Source organism: Vulcanococcus sp. DEBay_Sum29NL08_54, assembly GCF_017859255.1.
Classification (GTDB): Bacteria; Cyanobacteriota; Cyanobacteriia; order PCC-6307; family Cyanobiaceae; genus Vulcanococcus.
In genome coordinates this window covers 51,239-64,610 of sequence record NZ_JAFMNJ010000009.1, presented here as the reverse complement: position 1 = coordinate 64,610, position 13,372 = coordinate 51,239, and the positions used below count along the sequence as shown (strand labels likewise).

Sequence of the window (13,372 nt, the reverse complement as noted above, 5' to 3'; positions counted from 1 at the left end):
CCAAAGGCGCCACCGGGCACCACCGCCAGGCCCTGCTCATCGAGCAGCCGCTCACAGAAGCGCATTGAGTCCAGGCCGGTGCTGCTGATGTTGGGGAAGGCGTAGAACGCCCCCTGGGGCGGCAGCAGTTGCACACCGGCGATGGCCTGGAGGCCATCGCTCAACAGCTGACGGCGGTGGGTGAATTGAGCCGCCATGGTTTGCACGCACTCGCGCGAGCCGGTCACCGCCGCCAGGGCTCCGTACTGGGCAAAGGTGCAGACGTTGCTGGTGCTCTGGCTCTGCAGGGCGCTGGCGGCCTTGAGAACGCTGCTGTTGCCGGCCAGCCAGCCGATCCGCCAGCCGGTCATCGCCCAGCCCTTGGCGAAGCCATTGACGGTGAAGACCCGATCCGCCAGGTCCGGGGCGACCGCCGCGAAGCTGTGGTGGCTGTGGCCGGGTGCCAGCAGAAATTCGTAGATCTCATCGCAGACCACCGCCACCTGGGGATGGCGCCGGAGGACTGCGGCGATCGCCTCCAGGTCACTGCGGCTGAGCACCGCACCGGTGGGGTTGCCCGGGCTATTGAGCACGAGCAACTTGCTGGCCGGCGTGATCGCCGCCTCCAGCCGTTCGGGGTCGAGCCGGAATCCTTCTGTGGCTGAGCTGGGGATCAAGCGCACTGAGGCGCCAGCCAACCGCGCAATCTCCGGGTAGCTCAGCCAGTAGGGCGCAGGGAGCAGCAGTTCATCACCGGGCTCCAGCAGCACCTGAAACAGGTTGTAGAGGGCCTGTTTGCCGCCGTTGGTGACCAGCACCTGATCCGCGCTGGTGGGGACCTGGTTCTCCTGGGTCAGCTTCTGGGCAATGGCTTCCCGCAGGGGCGGCTCGCCGGCGGCCGGCCCGTAGCGGGTCAGGCCACTCTCCAGGGCCTGGGCCGCGGCCTGGCGGATAAAGGCTGGTGTATCAAAGTCCGGCTCACCTGCGCTCAGGCTGCAGATGTCGCGTCCCTCGGCCTTCAGGGCCTTGGCGCGGGCCGCGATGGCCAGCGTCAACGAGGGCTGCAGCGCTTCGGCCCGGGCGGAGAGTTTCAACGGGCGCGGCATTCGAGCAGCGACGTCAGGGGGGCACGCCTTGCGGCGAACCGGTGATGCTGTGCATCCTGCCGCATGCCGGGCCCCGAAACGATGTCTCCACTGACCTCTCCGACCGTTGGCCTGGTGTTGGCGGCGGATGACCCCGAGGCCTTGGCCCGTTTCTACGGCTCCGTCTGCCTTGCGCCGCTGCAGGCCGGCTTGAGTGCCAGCCACTGGCGGCTGCCCTTGCCCGGTTCGGGCTGGCTGGAGATCTACGCCCCCAGTCGCTCCAGACCACTCGCTCGCCAACGGGGACGTCTCGCCCTGGCGATCCAGCTCAGCGGTGGCGCATCCGGCCTTCAGGCTGCGGTCGAGCGGGCTCAGGCCCAGGGCGCTGCCCTGCTGGAGCCCCCGCGTCAGGAGCCCTTCGGTTGGGAGGCCTGGTTGAACGATCCCGAAGGCAACGCCCTGCTGCTGATTGCTAGAGAGACTCGCGAGTGATTGCGGGGCGATGACGGCCACCTCCCTTGAACAGGACCTGGCGTCCTTGGCGGAGAGCTGCGATGCCTGTCGCCTCTGCAAGTTGGGCTCCAGCCGCAGCCAGGTCGTGGTCAGCCGCGGCAATCCCCAGGCGCGCCTGATGGTCATCGGCGAGGGTCCTGGTGCTCAGGAGGATGAGCAGGGACAGCCCTTTGTCGGCCGCTCTGGCCAGCTGCTGGATCGCATGCTCGAGAGCGTGGGCATCGACAGCAATCGCGACGCCTACGTCTGCAACATCGTCAAGTGCCGGCCACCGGAGAACCGCAAGCCCACGGCCTTGGAGATGGCCTCGTGCAAGCCCTGGTTGGATCGTCAGATCGCCCTGGTGGATCCCGCGGTCATCCTGCTGGCCGGGGCCACGGCCGTGGAGGGCCTACTGGGCATCAAGGGCGGGATGACCAAGATTCGCGGTCAGTGGCGCCAATGGGAGGGCCGTTGGTTGATGCCCGTCTTCCACCCCTCGTACCTGCTGCGCAATCCCTCCAAGGAGCGCGGTGCCCCGAAGTGGCTCACCTGGCAGGACCTGCAGGATGTGCAGCGCCGCCTGGCCCAATTGGACGCTCCGTTGTGACAGGCTTGCCCCAACCGGCCTGCCCAACGCTGCTGCCATGACTGCCTCTCTCACCGCAACGCCCGAGGCGGGGCAGCTGTCCTCCCGTTACGACACGGTGATCCGCCGCCGCCAGACCCGCAGCGTTCGGGTGGGCGACCTCTGGATCGGCAGCGAGCACCCCGTGGTGGTGCAGTCGATGATCAACGAGGACACCCTCGACATCGAGGGGGCCACCGCTGGGATCCGTCGCTTGCATGAGGCGGGCTGCGAGATCGTTCGCGTCACCGTTCCGTCCTTGGCCCACGCCAAGGCGATGGGGGAGATCCGCAAGCGCCTGGAAGACACCTATCAGCCCGTTCCCCTGGTGGCTGATGTGCACCACAACGGCATGAAGATCGCCCTGGAAGTGGCGAACCATGTCGACAAGGTCCGGATCAACCCGGGCTTGTTTGTCTTTGACAAGCCGGATCCGAATCGGACCGAGTTCACCCCCGAAGAGATCGCCCAGATCGGTGATCGCATCACCGAGACCTTTGAACCCCTGGTCAGCCTCCTGAAGGCCCAGGACAAGGCCCTGCGCATTGGCGTCAACCACGGCTCCCTGGCGGAGCGGATGCTGTTCACCTACGGCGACACCCCCCTGGGGATGGTGGAGAGCGCCCTGGAGTTCATCCGCATCTGCGACCGCCTCGACTTCCACAACATCGTGGTCTCGATGAAGGCTTCGCGGGCTCCAGTGATGCTGGCCGCCTACCGGATGATGGCCGACCGGATGGATGCCGAGGGCTTCAACTACCCCCTGCACCTCGGGGTGACAGAAGCCGGTGACGGTGATTACGGCCGGATCAAGAGCACCGCTGGCATTGCCACCCTGTTGGCCGATGGCCTGGGAGACACGATCCGGGTGTCGCTGACCGAGGCACCGGAGAAGGAAATCCCTGTCTGCTACTCGATCCTGCAGTCCCTGGGTCTGCGCAAGACCATGGTCGAGTACGTCAGCTGCCCCAGCTGCGGACGCACGTTGTTCAACCTGGAGGACGTGCTCAACAAGGTGCGCAACGCCACCTCCCACCTCACGGGTCTCGACATCGCTGTGATGGGCTGCATTGTCAACGGCCCCGGTGAGATGGCCGATGCCGATTACGGCTACGTCGGTAAAACCCCCGGTGTGATTTCGCTCTACCGCGGCCGCGACGAGATCCGCCGGGTTCCAGAGGCCGAGGGCGTGGAGGCTTTGATTGCCTTGATCAAGGACGACGGCCGTTGGGTCGATCCCTGAGGCCCTACGGCTAACCCTTAGATATCTCCGGTTTTCACGCCAACTGAGCTGTGTGAATTGCAGCTACGTTGAAGCAATCTCCCGGCCTCAGGAGCGCCTTGATGACTCAGCCACGCGGCCTGTTGCTTGTTCTGGCCGGTGCCGGCGCAGTCGGGGCGATCTGCTTGCCTCCCCTGCTGATGCCCAGTTCGGCATCGCTGGTGAGCGATAGCCCGAAGGAAGTCATTGATCAGACCTGGCAGATCGTCTTCCGGGACTATCTCGATACCAACGGCAAATACACCACCGACAAGTGGAAGGACCTGCGTCGTCAGGTTCTCTCCAAGAGTTACGGCAGCACCAAGGAGAGCTACGAGGCCATCCGTGGCATGTTGGCCACCCTGGATGACCCCTACACGCGCTTCCTCGATCCGCGTGAGTTCAAGGAGATGCAGATCGACACCTCCGGGGAACTCTCCGGGGTCGGCATCCAGCTGAGCCTTGATAAGGACAGCAAAGAACTCACCGTTGTCAGTCCGATTGAAGGATCTCCGGCCTCCCGCGCCGGGGTGATGCCCAAGGACGTCATCACCGCGATTGACGGCAAGAGCACCAAGGGGATGACGACCGAGGATGCGGTCAAGTTGATTCGCGGCAAGGCCGGCAGCACCGTGACCCTGCAGCTCCGCCGCAACGGCAAGCTGCTGGACACGCCCCTGGTGCGTGCACGCATTGAGCTCCATGCGGTCGACACCCAGGTCAACACCAGTGCCGATGGCACCAAGATTGGCTACATCCGCCTGAAGCAGTTCAACGCCAATGCCGCCAAGGACATGGCGCAGGCGTTGAAGGATCTGGAGAAGGAGCAGGTTCAGGGCTACGTGCTCGATCTGCGCAGTAACCCCGGTGGCCTGCTGGTGGCGAGCATCGCCATTGCCCGCCAATGGCTCAATGAGGGGGTCATCGTCTCCACCAAGACCCGCGATGGCATCCAGGACACCAAGCGGGCGGTGGGCCGCGCCCTGACCGAGCGTCCCTTGGTGGTGCTGGTGAATGAGGGTTCAGCCAGTGCCAGCGAAATCCTCTCCGGTGCTCTGCAGGACAACCACCGCGCTGTGTTGGTGGGGGAGACCACCTTCGGCAAGGGTCTGGTCCAATCGGTTCGCGGCCTGATCGATGGATCAGGAATGACCGTGACGATCGCCAAGTACCTCACCCCAAGCGGTCGCGATATCCATAAGCACGGCATTGATCCCGATGTGCGCGCCAAGCTCAGCGCTCGCGAGATCCAGAGCCTGCGGCTGGAGGACCTGGGCACCCAGAAGGACAGCCAGTACCGCGTGGCTGAATCGACCCTGCTCAAGCAGGTCAAGGCCGCCGGCAGCCTGACGAAGTCACGTGCCTACAACCCCAGCAGTGCCAATGTCCCAGCGGCGCTGGCGGCTCCCGTTCAGTAGTTAGGCCACAAAAAAGCCCGCGGTTGCTCCGCGGGCTGAGCTGATCACGCTTGTGGGCTGACCTCAGGCGGCGCTGCCCACGGGTTGCATCAGGCCGCCGCCAGGGGTGGAGTCGTCGTCATCGTTGCCGGTGTCTGCTTGAAGCAGAGCGAAGACACCCAGGGCCACCAGGGAGATCAAGCCAGAGACAAGGCTCAGGCCACCGCCGAAGCCGCTGCTGAGATCGATGACTTCGCCGAGGCCGGGACCCATGAGCGTCCGTTACATCACTTCACGGAATTGTAACGGACTTTTGCGCTGGTCGCTCATCTTTGGCCTAAACCGCCAGCACGGCTTCGTTCTTGGCCTTCAGCTGTTCAGCCCGTTGGGCATCGGTCAGGCCATCGGCACCCGGGATCTGCTCGGCCATTTGCTTGAGCCAGTTCATCAGCTCCTCCACCTGTTTCTCCATGGGCAGGACCCCCAGACCCCGTGCCAGCACCTTGGCGGTGCTGCCGGAACCGGCCTGGTAGACGAGCCTGCCGTGCAGGTGTTGGGGTAATCCCTGGCGCAGCAGCCGGAAGGCTGGCTCCTCCATCGGGGTCTCCAAGGCGATGTTGGGTTTCTCGGGTTTGATCCGTGAGAAGCCGCAGCGTTTGGCCAGCAGCTTCAGCTCCATCAGCTGCAGCAGCGAGATGACCGGCGCCGGGATGGCGCCATAGCGATCCACCCAGTCGGCCGCCAGTTGCAGCAGGCTGTCTGGGCTGACGCAGTCGGCCGCGGCGCGGTAGGCCGCCATCTTCTCGTCGTTGTCGCTGATCCAGTCGCCGGGGATGAAGGCGGTGAGCTGCAGATCGATCTGGGTGTCGTCCACGGCGGGGATGTCCTGGCCTTGGATCTCGGCGAGGGATTCCTGGAGCATCTCCATGTAGAGGTCAAAGCCGATGGTCTCCATCTGGCCGCTTTGCTCCACCCCGAGCAGGTTGCCGACGCCGCGGATCTCCATGTCGCGCATGGCCAGTTGGTAGCCACTGCCCAGTTGGGCAAATTCCTGAATCGCGCGCAGACGCTGCCGTGCCGCATCGCTCAGGGAGGCGTCACCTGGATAGAACAACCAGGCGTGGGCCTGGATGCCGCTGCGGCCGACGCGACCGCGCAGTTGGTAGAGCTGGGCCAGGCCGAATTTATGGGCGTCCTCGATCAGGATCGTGTTGACCCGGGGAATGTCCAGGCCGCTCTCCACGATCGTCGTGCAGAGCATCAGGTCGGCCTCGCCGGCGTTGAAGGCCACCATGGCGCTCTCCAGTTCGCCTTCAGCCATCTGACCGTGGGCGACCAGGAGCCGTAGGCCGGGGATCATCTGCCGAAGCCCTTCGGCCACCTCTTCGATGCCCTCCACCCGGGGGACGACGTAGAAGATCTGACCGCCGCGATCGAGTTCCTGGCGGATCGCACTGCGAACCGCTTCCTCATCGAGGGCCGCCAGGTGGGTTTTGATCGGCCGGCGCAACGGCGGTGGCGTGGTGATCAGGCTCATCTCCCGCACCCCTGAGAGGCTCATGTAGAGCGTCCGCGGGATCGGGGTTGCCGAGAGGGTCAGGACGTCGACGTCCTTGCGCAGGGCCTTGATCTTTTCCTTTTGGTTGACGCCAAAGCGCTGCTCCTCATCCACCACGAGCAGGCCCAGCTCCTTGAACTGGGTGCCCTTGCCCAGCAGTTGGTGGGTGCCGACGACCACGTCGACGGTGCCTTCGCCCAGGCCCTCTTGGATCACCTTGCGCTCGCTGCTGGTGCGGAAGCGGTTGAGCAGGCTGACCTTGATGGGATAAGGCGCAAAGCGCTCCGAGAGCGAGCGCCAGTGCTGCTGGGCCAGAACGGTTGTAGGGGCGAGCATTGCCACCTGCTTGCCTGCGGTGACGGCCTTGAAGATCGCGCGGATGGCGACTTCGGTTTTGCCGAAGCCCACATCACCGCAGACCAGGCGGTCCATCGGCTGGGGCTGCTCCATGTCCCGTTTGACATCGGCAATCGCCTTGACCTGATCAGGCGTGGGCTCGTAGGGGAAGGAGTCCTCGAGTTCGTTCTGCCAGGGGCCATCCACCGGGAAGGCGAAGCCCGGAGCCTTGTGCCGTTCGGCGTAGAGCTTGACCAGATCGAGGGCGACCTTGCGGACGGCCTTGCGCGCCCGCTCCTTGGCTTTGTTCCACGCGGTTCCGCCCATCCGGTTGAGGTCCGGGGGGCTGTCACTGGTGGCCCGGTAGCGCCCGAGGCTGCCCAGCTGGTCGGCGGCGACCCGCAGCAGGCCATCGGCGTACTGCACAACGAGGTAGTCGCGGGCTTCGCTGCCAATCGCGAGCTTCTCGAGCTTCAGGAATTTGCCGATGCCGTGGTTGCGGTGCACCACGAAGTCGCCCGGGCGCATCTTGTTGGGATCGACCGTGCGGCTAGCGGCCTTGCGCCGGCGGCGCACGTAGCCGCTGGCCGCCAGGGAGTGCTGGCCGAAGAACTCCCGGTCGGTGATCAGCGCCAGCTTCCAGGCCGGCAACTGCAGACCCTCGAGTTCAGCGGTGCCCTTGGTCTTGAGGGCGACGGGGGTGTTCTGCTCGATCAGCCGATCAATCGCCGGGTGATCCGCCGGGTTGGGGACGAAGCGGCTGATGCAGTCGTGCTCCTCCAGCAGGGCCACGGCCCGGCTGGGCTGGGCCGAGAGCAACCAGACCCGCGCCTTGTCCTTCTGGAAGCCTTTGATTAATTCGGCGAGCTTGCCGAATTGGTTGGGGTAGGCCGGCACGGGCCGGCTGGAGAGGTCGAAGGTGTTGGGGTGGTTGTCGCTCTCCTGGAGCTCCGCCAGGTCAAAGCCCTGGAAGCGCTCTGCAGCGGCCAGGGCCTCTTCGGGCCTGCGGTGCAGCACGGCCGGTAGCTCGACGCCGAGTTCAGCGCAGACCTCAGCGTGGTGCTCGATGGCGTGGTCGAACCACTGCTGGCCGTGGGAGAGGCAGTGGCGCCGCTCATCGATGGCGATCAGCGTGCCGTCGGGCAGGTAATCCAGCAGGGAGGCCGGCTCGCTCCAGGCCAGACCCATCAGCCGCCGCATCCCCTCCGGCGTTCCGCCCTCCAGCAGTTGTTCGCTGGCCTCGGGGCTGAGCAGCTGATCGAGACCCTCGGGCATGCCCTCACGCAGGGCATCGGCAATCAGGGGGCCGTAGCCGCTGGGGGTGAGCCGCACCACCTCGATCGGATCGAGGGAGCGCTGGCTGGCGGGATCGAATTCCCGCAGCTTCTCCAGCTCCTCACCGAAAAACTCGAGACGAACGGGGAGTTCGGCGCTGACCGGGAAGACGTCGACGATGTCGCCGCGGCGGCTCCAGCTGCCCTCCTGCTCGATGCTGGTGACCCGCTCATAGCCCAGGCGGGTCAGGGTTTCTCCGAGGGCCTCGAGCTCAAATTCATCCCCTTTGCGCAGGCTGAGGCACTGGGCCTGCAGGGCCGGCGGCGGCGGCAGGTGGGGCTGCAGGGCGCGCTCGGTGGCGACGATGGCGCAGCGGCCCTTGGCATCCAGCAGCTCGCTGAGCACCTGCAGTTGTCCCCAGGTGATCTCGCTGGTGGGATCAAAGGGTTCGTAGGGGCTGCCCTCGCTGGTGGGGTAGAGCTGGGCGCTGCTCCAGCCCATCAGCTCCAGCAGGGCGGCCCAGCGTCCGGCCTCCTCCAGGGTGGGCACGACCACCAGCAGCGGCGCCTCGGCGCAGCCCGCCAGGACGCTGCTGATCAGGGCCCGGGCGCCGCGTCCCGCACCGGAGAGCCGCAGGCGCTCATCCCTGTTGCACCGCTGCAGAACCTCTCCACTGAGGGCCACCTGCTGCAGTTGGCGCACCAGGGCGGAGAGGGGCATGGGGCTCAAAGCACAGCTGACCATCTTGGCAAGAGAATGGTGAGCAGCTGAGGCGGGCTGCGGTGAGGCAAGGGAGGCGTCTGCTGCTGGCCCTGGCGCTTCTGTTGCTGGCCGGGGCGGGCCTGAGTCGGCTGGGGGAACCCGAGGGGGAGCTGGTTGCTGAGGAGGTCGCCCAAGCCAGCAGCTCAGCGCCTGCCCTGGCCCCGCCCTTGCCCCTGAACTGGCAACTGACGGCCTCTAGCCAGCGGGCCCTGTTTCAACGGCTGGATCAGGCGGATCAGCTCTGGCTGCCCCGGGTGGAGCGTCTGCCGGGCGGGGGCCAGCGGATCACCTATCGCCGTCGCCTGGGGGAGAAGCCCCTCACCGCTTCAGCGCTGCGGCAGTTGATCGCCCATCCACCCAGCTACAGCCGTGAGCGGGAGGCGATCAGCTTGCTGCTGGAGCAGCTGGAGCGCAGCGGTGTGGTGCTGGTGGTGCGCCAGCCCAAACAGAAGGGAGCCGCCGGTGAGTGGAATCCGCGTCGCGGTGAGTTGCGCCTGCGGCCCGATGTCGCCTCCAAAGGGACGGTCAACTTCACGCGGGTCCTCAACCACGAGGCGATCCATGTGGCCCAGAGCTGCAAGGGCGGCTCTATCCATGCCCGGCCGCAGCTGCTGGGACTGAGCCGCAGCCTGAACGCCTCAGGGCGGCGCCATCTGCAGCAGCCGCTCTATGCCAAGGCCTCGAGCGAGCAAAGGGGGCTCGAGGAGGAGGCCTACGCCAACCAGGAGCAGCTCAACCTGGGCTGGGAGCTGCTGGCGCGCCACTGCCGGCGCCGATGAGTGTTGTCTCCAGCTGCATGTTGAACGCCAGCAGCTGTTCATCACTCAACTGTTGACGACTACTGAGGTTGAACTGCTGCTCCAGGGCCTGGCGGCCGCGGTTGGCATCCCATTGCAAGGAGGCGAGCAGCTGATCGCTCTGCTGGAGCAAATCGCGCCGTCGGAGGGGAATCGACGCGGAGGCGGGATCGCAGCCCGGCTCGAGCACCCTCAGGCTGCGGACGTAGGCGGCCAGATCGGCGTAGTTGGTGATGCGGTTGCGGCTGGGGTGGCCGAAGGCCCGTTGCAGATAGGTCCCCTCTTGGCTGCGCTCCCAGCCCAAGCGTTTGAGCTGAATGTCGATCTCAGCCAGTTCATCACTCCAGTCCTCGGGATCGGTCGCTGGCTCTTGGGCCTCGACGACTGGAGCCTGCGGCAGGGTTGGCTGCACCGCCTCGGGAGCGGCTGCCGGAGCGGGATCGCTGGTCTCCTCAGCGGGCGGCCGCCTGACCACGGCGTGCCGGACCGGTGGCTCAGCTGGTGCAGGTGCCGGCGCAGGGGCTTGGTGATTCAGCCGGCTTTGCAGCCGCTCCAGGGCTCGCTCCTCGGCAAGTTCGGCGTTCTCCGCTTCCCCCAGGGCACTACCGAGGCACTGGGATCCCCTCCAGGCACTGAGTTGGACCACGCGCTTGCCGGCTTCGGCGTGCACCAGACGCGCCCGAAACGACAGGCTGCTCTCCATGGTCGGCTCGTCGTTGTGGCGTTTCTACACTGGCGAGCCAAGGAAGGCTCTGCAGCAACGGCATGGAAGCGGAGTCAATTCCATCCCTATCGCCACTGATCCAATCGGCGGATCAGTGGGGTGAGCTGCTGTTGCTGCTGCCGTTGCTCGTGGCCCTTGAGGCGGTGCTCTCCGCCGATAACGCCATTGCCCTCGCGGCGATCTCAAGGCGGCTGCACGATCCGAAGCTCCAGGGCCAGGCCCTGAACCTGGGATTGGGGCTGGCCCTGGTCTTCCGGCTGATCTTGATTGCGGCCGCCCAATGGGTGCTGGACTTCTGGCCGCTGCAGCTGCTGGCGGCGGGCTATCTGCTGTGGCTCTGTGTCACCAACTTGAGGTCCAGCGAGGCTGAAACAGGGGATCCAGAGCCCAGCGATGACTCCGCAGCTGATGGAGCGGTCAAGGGGCTCTCGGGGGTGGTGGTCACCCTGGCCCTGACGGATTTGGCCTTCTCCCTCGACAGCGTGGCGGCGGCGGTGGCCGTGAGCGACAACCTGCTGTTGGTGATGATTGGCGGGGTGCTTGGGGTGGTGGCCCTGCGGCTGACCTCCGGGCTGTTTATCCGCTGGCTTGAGGTCTATCGCCACCTCGAAGCGGCTGGTTATCTGGCCGTTGGCCTGGTGGGGATCCGTTTGCTGCTGCGTCTGGTGGCGCCGCAGGTGGTTCCTCCGGAATGGGGGCTGTTGGCGGTCGTGGCCCTGCTGTTTGCCTGGGGCTTCTCCCAGCGCGTCCCTGAGGAGGCCGAGGGTTAGAGCCGATGCGCGTTGAACTGCGGCAGGCCGGCAGCAACCAACTGATCGACCGTCTCGAGCTCGAGGAGGTGCCCCAACCCGGGCGCTGGCTGGAGCTCCCCGAGCGGAGCTATCTGGTGCTGCAGCGCCACCACCGCTACCAGCTGCGCGGCGGGCGCTACGAGCTCAGCTCCATTGCCCTCCAGGTCAAGGCCCAGCGCCGCCCTGCGGATGCGCGCTGGTGGCAGGGGCAATGGGTCATCGGTGACCCCAGTTGTCAGTTCAATGCCCGCTCACCGCTGCTGCGTTGCGCGGTGCTGCCGGCGGGTCCCTGTGAGCGCTGCGCCCACCACAGCCTGCGCGGCGAGGGCTGATGGAGGGGCTCTGGCATCGGGGAATCGTGGCCCGAGGCCATGGCGTGGCCTCGGGGTCGGCCAGTGACAGTCCCTATCCCGCTGGAACGATTGCCCTGCAGTCGCCATTTTTTCTGCAGGGCGGCTTGGACCTCTCGGACTGTGTCCAGGGGACGATCAACCTGGACTTCCCAGGCTGCCGTTGGGTCTTAAGCCACCCCGACCACTGCTTTGAGCAGTTGGCGTGGACACCGCTGCACCCGCCTGAGACCTTCTCGTTCTGGCGGGTGCTCCTGCGTCAGCCCTCGAGCGCCGCGGTCGAGGGCTGGATTTACTACCCGCATCCCGAGACCAAGGTTCGCCACTTTCAGCGGGACGGCCGCCTGGAGCTCCTGGCTCCCCGCTTGCCGGAGCTTGCGACGGGCGCAGCCCTGGAGTTGGCCGTCGATCCCGCGCGCTGCCGCCCCATCCCGGTTGCTCGTCTTCGGGCACGCCTGCTGGAGTTCCTGAAATTTCGGGTGCTGGCGGCACAAGAGACGTTTTTCCTGCAGGAGCTGCCCGTTCTGCGGCGCTGGCTTGATCAGTCCTGGCCAGAAGCCTCGGTGCTGAGCGATCAGGAAGTGCAGCTCACCCTGGATCAGGCCAGGCAGCTGTACACCGAGTCCTGAGCCGTAGGGTGAAGCTTCGCGAGGTTTGCTTATCTCCTCCCCCGATCGTTCTCCCCGGCAGCGTCGTCGGCCGGCTCCGGTGAAGCGGCTGTCGACCAGCGCTTCTGCAACAGCGGAGGCCCCCGCGGTGTTGCCGCCTGTCGATGAGGAGCAGCTGGCGGAGTCCCCGTTTACGGCCCTGGGGCTCGGGCGTCCGATCGTTGAGGCCGTGCTGCAGAAGGGCTACAGCCAGCCCTCCTCCATTCAGCAGCAATGCATCCCGGCGGTTCTGGCGGGCCGCGATGTGATGGCAGCGGCCCAGACCGGCACCGGTAAAACCGCCGGTTTCACCCTGCCGATGCTGGAGCGCCTGCGCCATGGGCCCCACGCCCGCGGGCGAATTGTTCGTTCCTTGGTGCTGACCCCCACCCGCGAGCTGGCGGCCCAGGTGGCCGACAACGTCAAGGCCTACTCAAGGCACCTGGACCTGCGCAGCGATGTGGTCTTTGGCGGGGTCAAGATCAATCCCCAGATCACCCGGCTGCAGGCTGGCGCCGATGTGTTGGTGGCCACGCCGGGCCGCCTGATGGACCTGGTGCAGCAGGGGGCGATCAGCCTGGATCGCGTCGAGATCCTGGTGCTGGATGAAGCGGATCGGATGCTCGACATGGGCTTCATCCGCGACATCCAAAAAATCCTGCGGCTGCTGCCGGCGAAGCGCCAAAACCTGCTGTTCTCGGCCACCTTCGAGACCTCGATTCGTCGCTTGGCGACGGGTCTGCTCCATGAGCCCGTCCAGCTTCAGGTCACCCCCGAAAACCGCACGGCGGCAACGGTTGAGCACATCCTTCACCCTTGCGATATGGCGCGCAAGCCGGATTTGCTCTGCCATCTGATCGCCAGCAATGACTGGCAGCAGGTGCTGGTCTTCTCCCGCACCAAGCATGGTGCGAATCGCGTCGCCGACAGGCTCAGTGCCGAGGGCATGGCGGCGGCGGCGATCCATGGCAACAAGAGCCAAGGGGCCCGCACCCGTGCCCTGGCGGGGTTCAAGAGCGGCGAGCTGCGGGTGTTGGTCGCCACCGACATCGCCGCCCGCGGCATTGACATTCATCAGCTGCCCCATGTGGTGAATCTCGATCTGCCGAACCAGGCCGAGGACTACGTCCACCGCATCGGCCGCACCGGCCGGGCGGGCCACAGCGGCCATGCCGTCTCCCTGGTGGCCGCTGAAGAGCATGAGCTGCTGCGGGCGATTGAACGCCTGACGGGCAAAAAGCTGCCCAAGCAGGAGATCCCGGGCTTTGAGCCCACGGTGCTCTCGGCTCC

13 protein-coding genes are annotated in these 13,372 nt (G+C 66.0%); 9 read left to right on the top strand and 4 right to left on the bottom strand.

Features of this window, described 5'->3' with window-relative positions:
- The coding region (locus tag QZ186_RS05150) for a pyridoxal phosphate-dependent aminotransferase (RefSeq protein WP_296416073.1) at window positions 1-1,085 on the bottom strand (1,085 nt) is incomplete at its 3' end.
- A gap of 81 nt (window positions 1,086-1,166) precedes the next feature.
- On the opposite strand from QZ186_RS05150, the gene QZ186_RS05145 reads away from it, so the two are divergent.
- The 4 genes from QZ186_RS05145 to QZ186_RS05130 all read left to right on the top strand — a co-directional run bounded on the left by QZ186_RS05145 (window position 1,167) and on the right by QZ186_RS05130 (window position 4,863).
- The gene (locus tag QZ186_RS05145) at window positions 1,167-1,556 is read left to right on the top strand and encodes a VOC family protein (RefSeq protein WP_296416072.1); all 390 of its coding nucleotides are present in this window, start codon (window positions 1,167-1,169) and stop codon (window positions 1,554-1,556) included.
- A gap of 10 nt (window positions 1,557-1,566) precedes the next feature.
- Complete coding sequence (locus tag QZ186_RS05140; protein WP_247478771.1) at window positions 1,567-2,166, top strand: uracil-DNA glycosylase; 600 nt, start codon at window positions 1,567-1,569, stop codon at window positions 2,164-2,166.
- Between the two features lie 37 nt (window positions 2,167-2,203).
- Window positions 2,204-3,427 carry a (E)-4-hydroxy-3-methylbut-2-enyl-diphosphate synthase gene (gene ispG / locus QZ186_RS05135; protein ID WP_010317506.1) on the top strand — a complete coding sequence of 408 codons (1,224 nt, stop codon included), beginning with the start codon at window positions 2,204-2,206 and terminating at the stop codon, window positions 3,425-3,427.
- Window positions 3,428-3,528: 101 nt separating this feature from the next.
- Entirely contained in the window at window positions 3,529-4,863 is a 1,335-nt protein-coding gene (locus tag QZ186_RS05130) for a S41 family peptidase (RefSeq protein ID WP_029626349.1), read from the top strand.
- 63 nt (window positions 4,864-4,926) lie between these two features.
- Here QZ186_RS05130 and QZ186_RS05125 read toward each other — a convergent pair whose 3' ends face one another.
- Window positions 4,927-5,115 carry a hypothetical protein gene (locus QZ186_RS05125; protein ID WP_010317502.1) on the bottom strand — a complete coding sequence of 63 codons (189 nt, stop codon included), beginning with the start codon at window positions 5,113-5,115 and terminating at the stop codon, window positions 4,927-4,929.
- A 64-nt stretch (window positions 5,116-5,179) separates the two neighbouring features.
- The gene (gene mfd / locus QZ186_RS05120; protein ID WP_296416071.1) at window positions 5,180-8,731 is read right to left on the bottom strand and encodes a transcription-repair coupling factor; all 3,552 of its coding nucleotides are present in this window, start codon (window positions 8,729-8,731) and stop codon (window positions 5,180-5,182) included.
- A gap of 62 nt (window positions 8,732-8,793) precedes the next feature.
- Here mfd and QZ186_RS05115 point away from each other — a divergent pair, with 62 nt between their 5' ends.
- Window positions 8,794-9,552 (top strand): hypothetical protein, encoded by a 759-nt coding sequence (locus tag QZ186_RS05115; protein WP_296416070.1) that lies wholly within the window; start codon window positions 8,794-8,796, stop codon window positions 9,550-9,552.
- On the opposite strand, the gene QZ186_RS05110 is transcribed toward QZ186_RS05115, so the two are convergent.
- Window positions 9,506-10,273, bottom strand: coding sequence for a hypothetical protein (locus tag QZ186_RS05110; protein ID WP_296416069.1), 768 nt, complete (start codon window positions 10,271-10,273; stop codon window positions 9,506-9,508). The two genes, QZ186_RS05115 and QZ186_RS05110, sit on opposite strands and share 47 nt — an antisense overlap.
- A gap of 62 nt (window positions 10,274-10,335) precedes the next feature.
- On the opposite strand from QZ186_RS05110, the gene QZ186_RS05105 reads away from it, so the two are divergent.
- From QZ186_RS05105 to QZ186_RS05090, 4 genes are all read left to right on the top strand, one after another.
- Window positions 10,336-11,064, top strand: coding sequence for a DUF475 domain-containing protein (locus QZ186_RS05105; RefSeq protein WP_296416068.1), 729 nt, complete (start codon window positions 10,336-10,338; stop codon window positions 11,062-11,064).
- A 5-nt stretch (window positions 11,065-11,069) separates the two neighbouring features.
- Window positions 11,070-11,417 (top strand): DUF6464 family protein, encoded by a 348-nt coding sequence (locus tag QZ186_RS05100; RefSeq protein ID WP_296416067.1) that lies wholly within the window; start codon window positions 11,070-11,072, stop codon window positions 11,415-11,417.
- Window positions 11,417-12,064 carry a hypothetical protein gene (locus QZ186_RS05095; protein WP_296416066.1) on the top strand — a complete coding sequence of 216 codons (648 nt, stop codon included), beginning with the start codon at window positions 11,417-11,419 and terminating at the stop codon, window positions 12,062-12,064. Before QZ186_RS05100 ends, QZ186_RS05095 begins: the two co-directional genes overlap by 1 nt.
- Window positions 12,065-12,218: 154 nt before the next feature.
- Window positions 12,219-13,372 (top strand): DEAD/DEAH box helicase (locus tag QZ186_RS05090; protein WP_296416084.1); only part of this gene is annotated, 1,154 nt, incomplete at its 3' end.

Coding starts and splice junctions, on each gene's coding strand:
- QZ186_RS05125 (WP_010317502.1), bottom strand. CDS start 5,115: ATGGGTCCCGGCCTCGGCGAAGTCATCGATCTCAGCAGCGGCTTCGGC.
- QZ186_RS05105 (WP_296416068.1), top strand. CDS start 10,336: ATGGAAGCGGAGTCAATTCCATCCCTATCGCCACTGATCCAATCGGCG.
- QZ186_RS05140 (WP_247478771.1), top strand. CDS start 1,567: ATGACGGCCACCTCCCTTGAACAGGACCTGGCGTCCTTGGCGGAGAGC.
- QZ186_RS05110 (WP_296416069.1), bottom strand. CDS start 10,273: ATGGAGAGCAGCCTGTCGTTTCGGGCGCGTCTGGTGCACGCCGAAGCC.
- QZ186_RS05145 (WP_296416072.1), top strand. CDS start 1,167: ATGTCTCCACTGACCTCTCCGACCGTTGGCCTGGTGTTGGCGGCGGAT.
- mfd (WP_296416071.1), bottom strand. CDS start 8,731: ATGCCCCTCTCCGCCCTGGTGCGCCAACTGCAGCAGGTGGCCCTCAGT.
- QZ186_RS05130 (WP_029626349.1), top strand. CDS start 3,529: ATGACTCAGCCACGCGGCCTGTTGCTTGTTCTGGCCGGTGCCGGCGCA.
- QZ186_RS05100 (WP_296416067.1), top strand. CDS start 11,070: ATGCGCGTTGAACTGCGGCAGGCCGGCAGCAACCAACTGATCGACCGT.
- ispG (WP_010317506.1), top strand. CDS start 2,204: ATGACTGCCTCTCTCACCGCAACGCCCGAGGCGGGGCAGCTGTCCTCC.
- QZ186_RS05095 (WP_296416066.1), top strand. CDS start 11,417: ATGGAGGGGCTCTGGCATCGGGGAATCGTGGCCCGAGGCCATGGCGTG.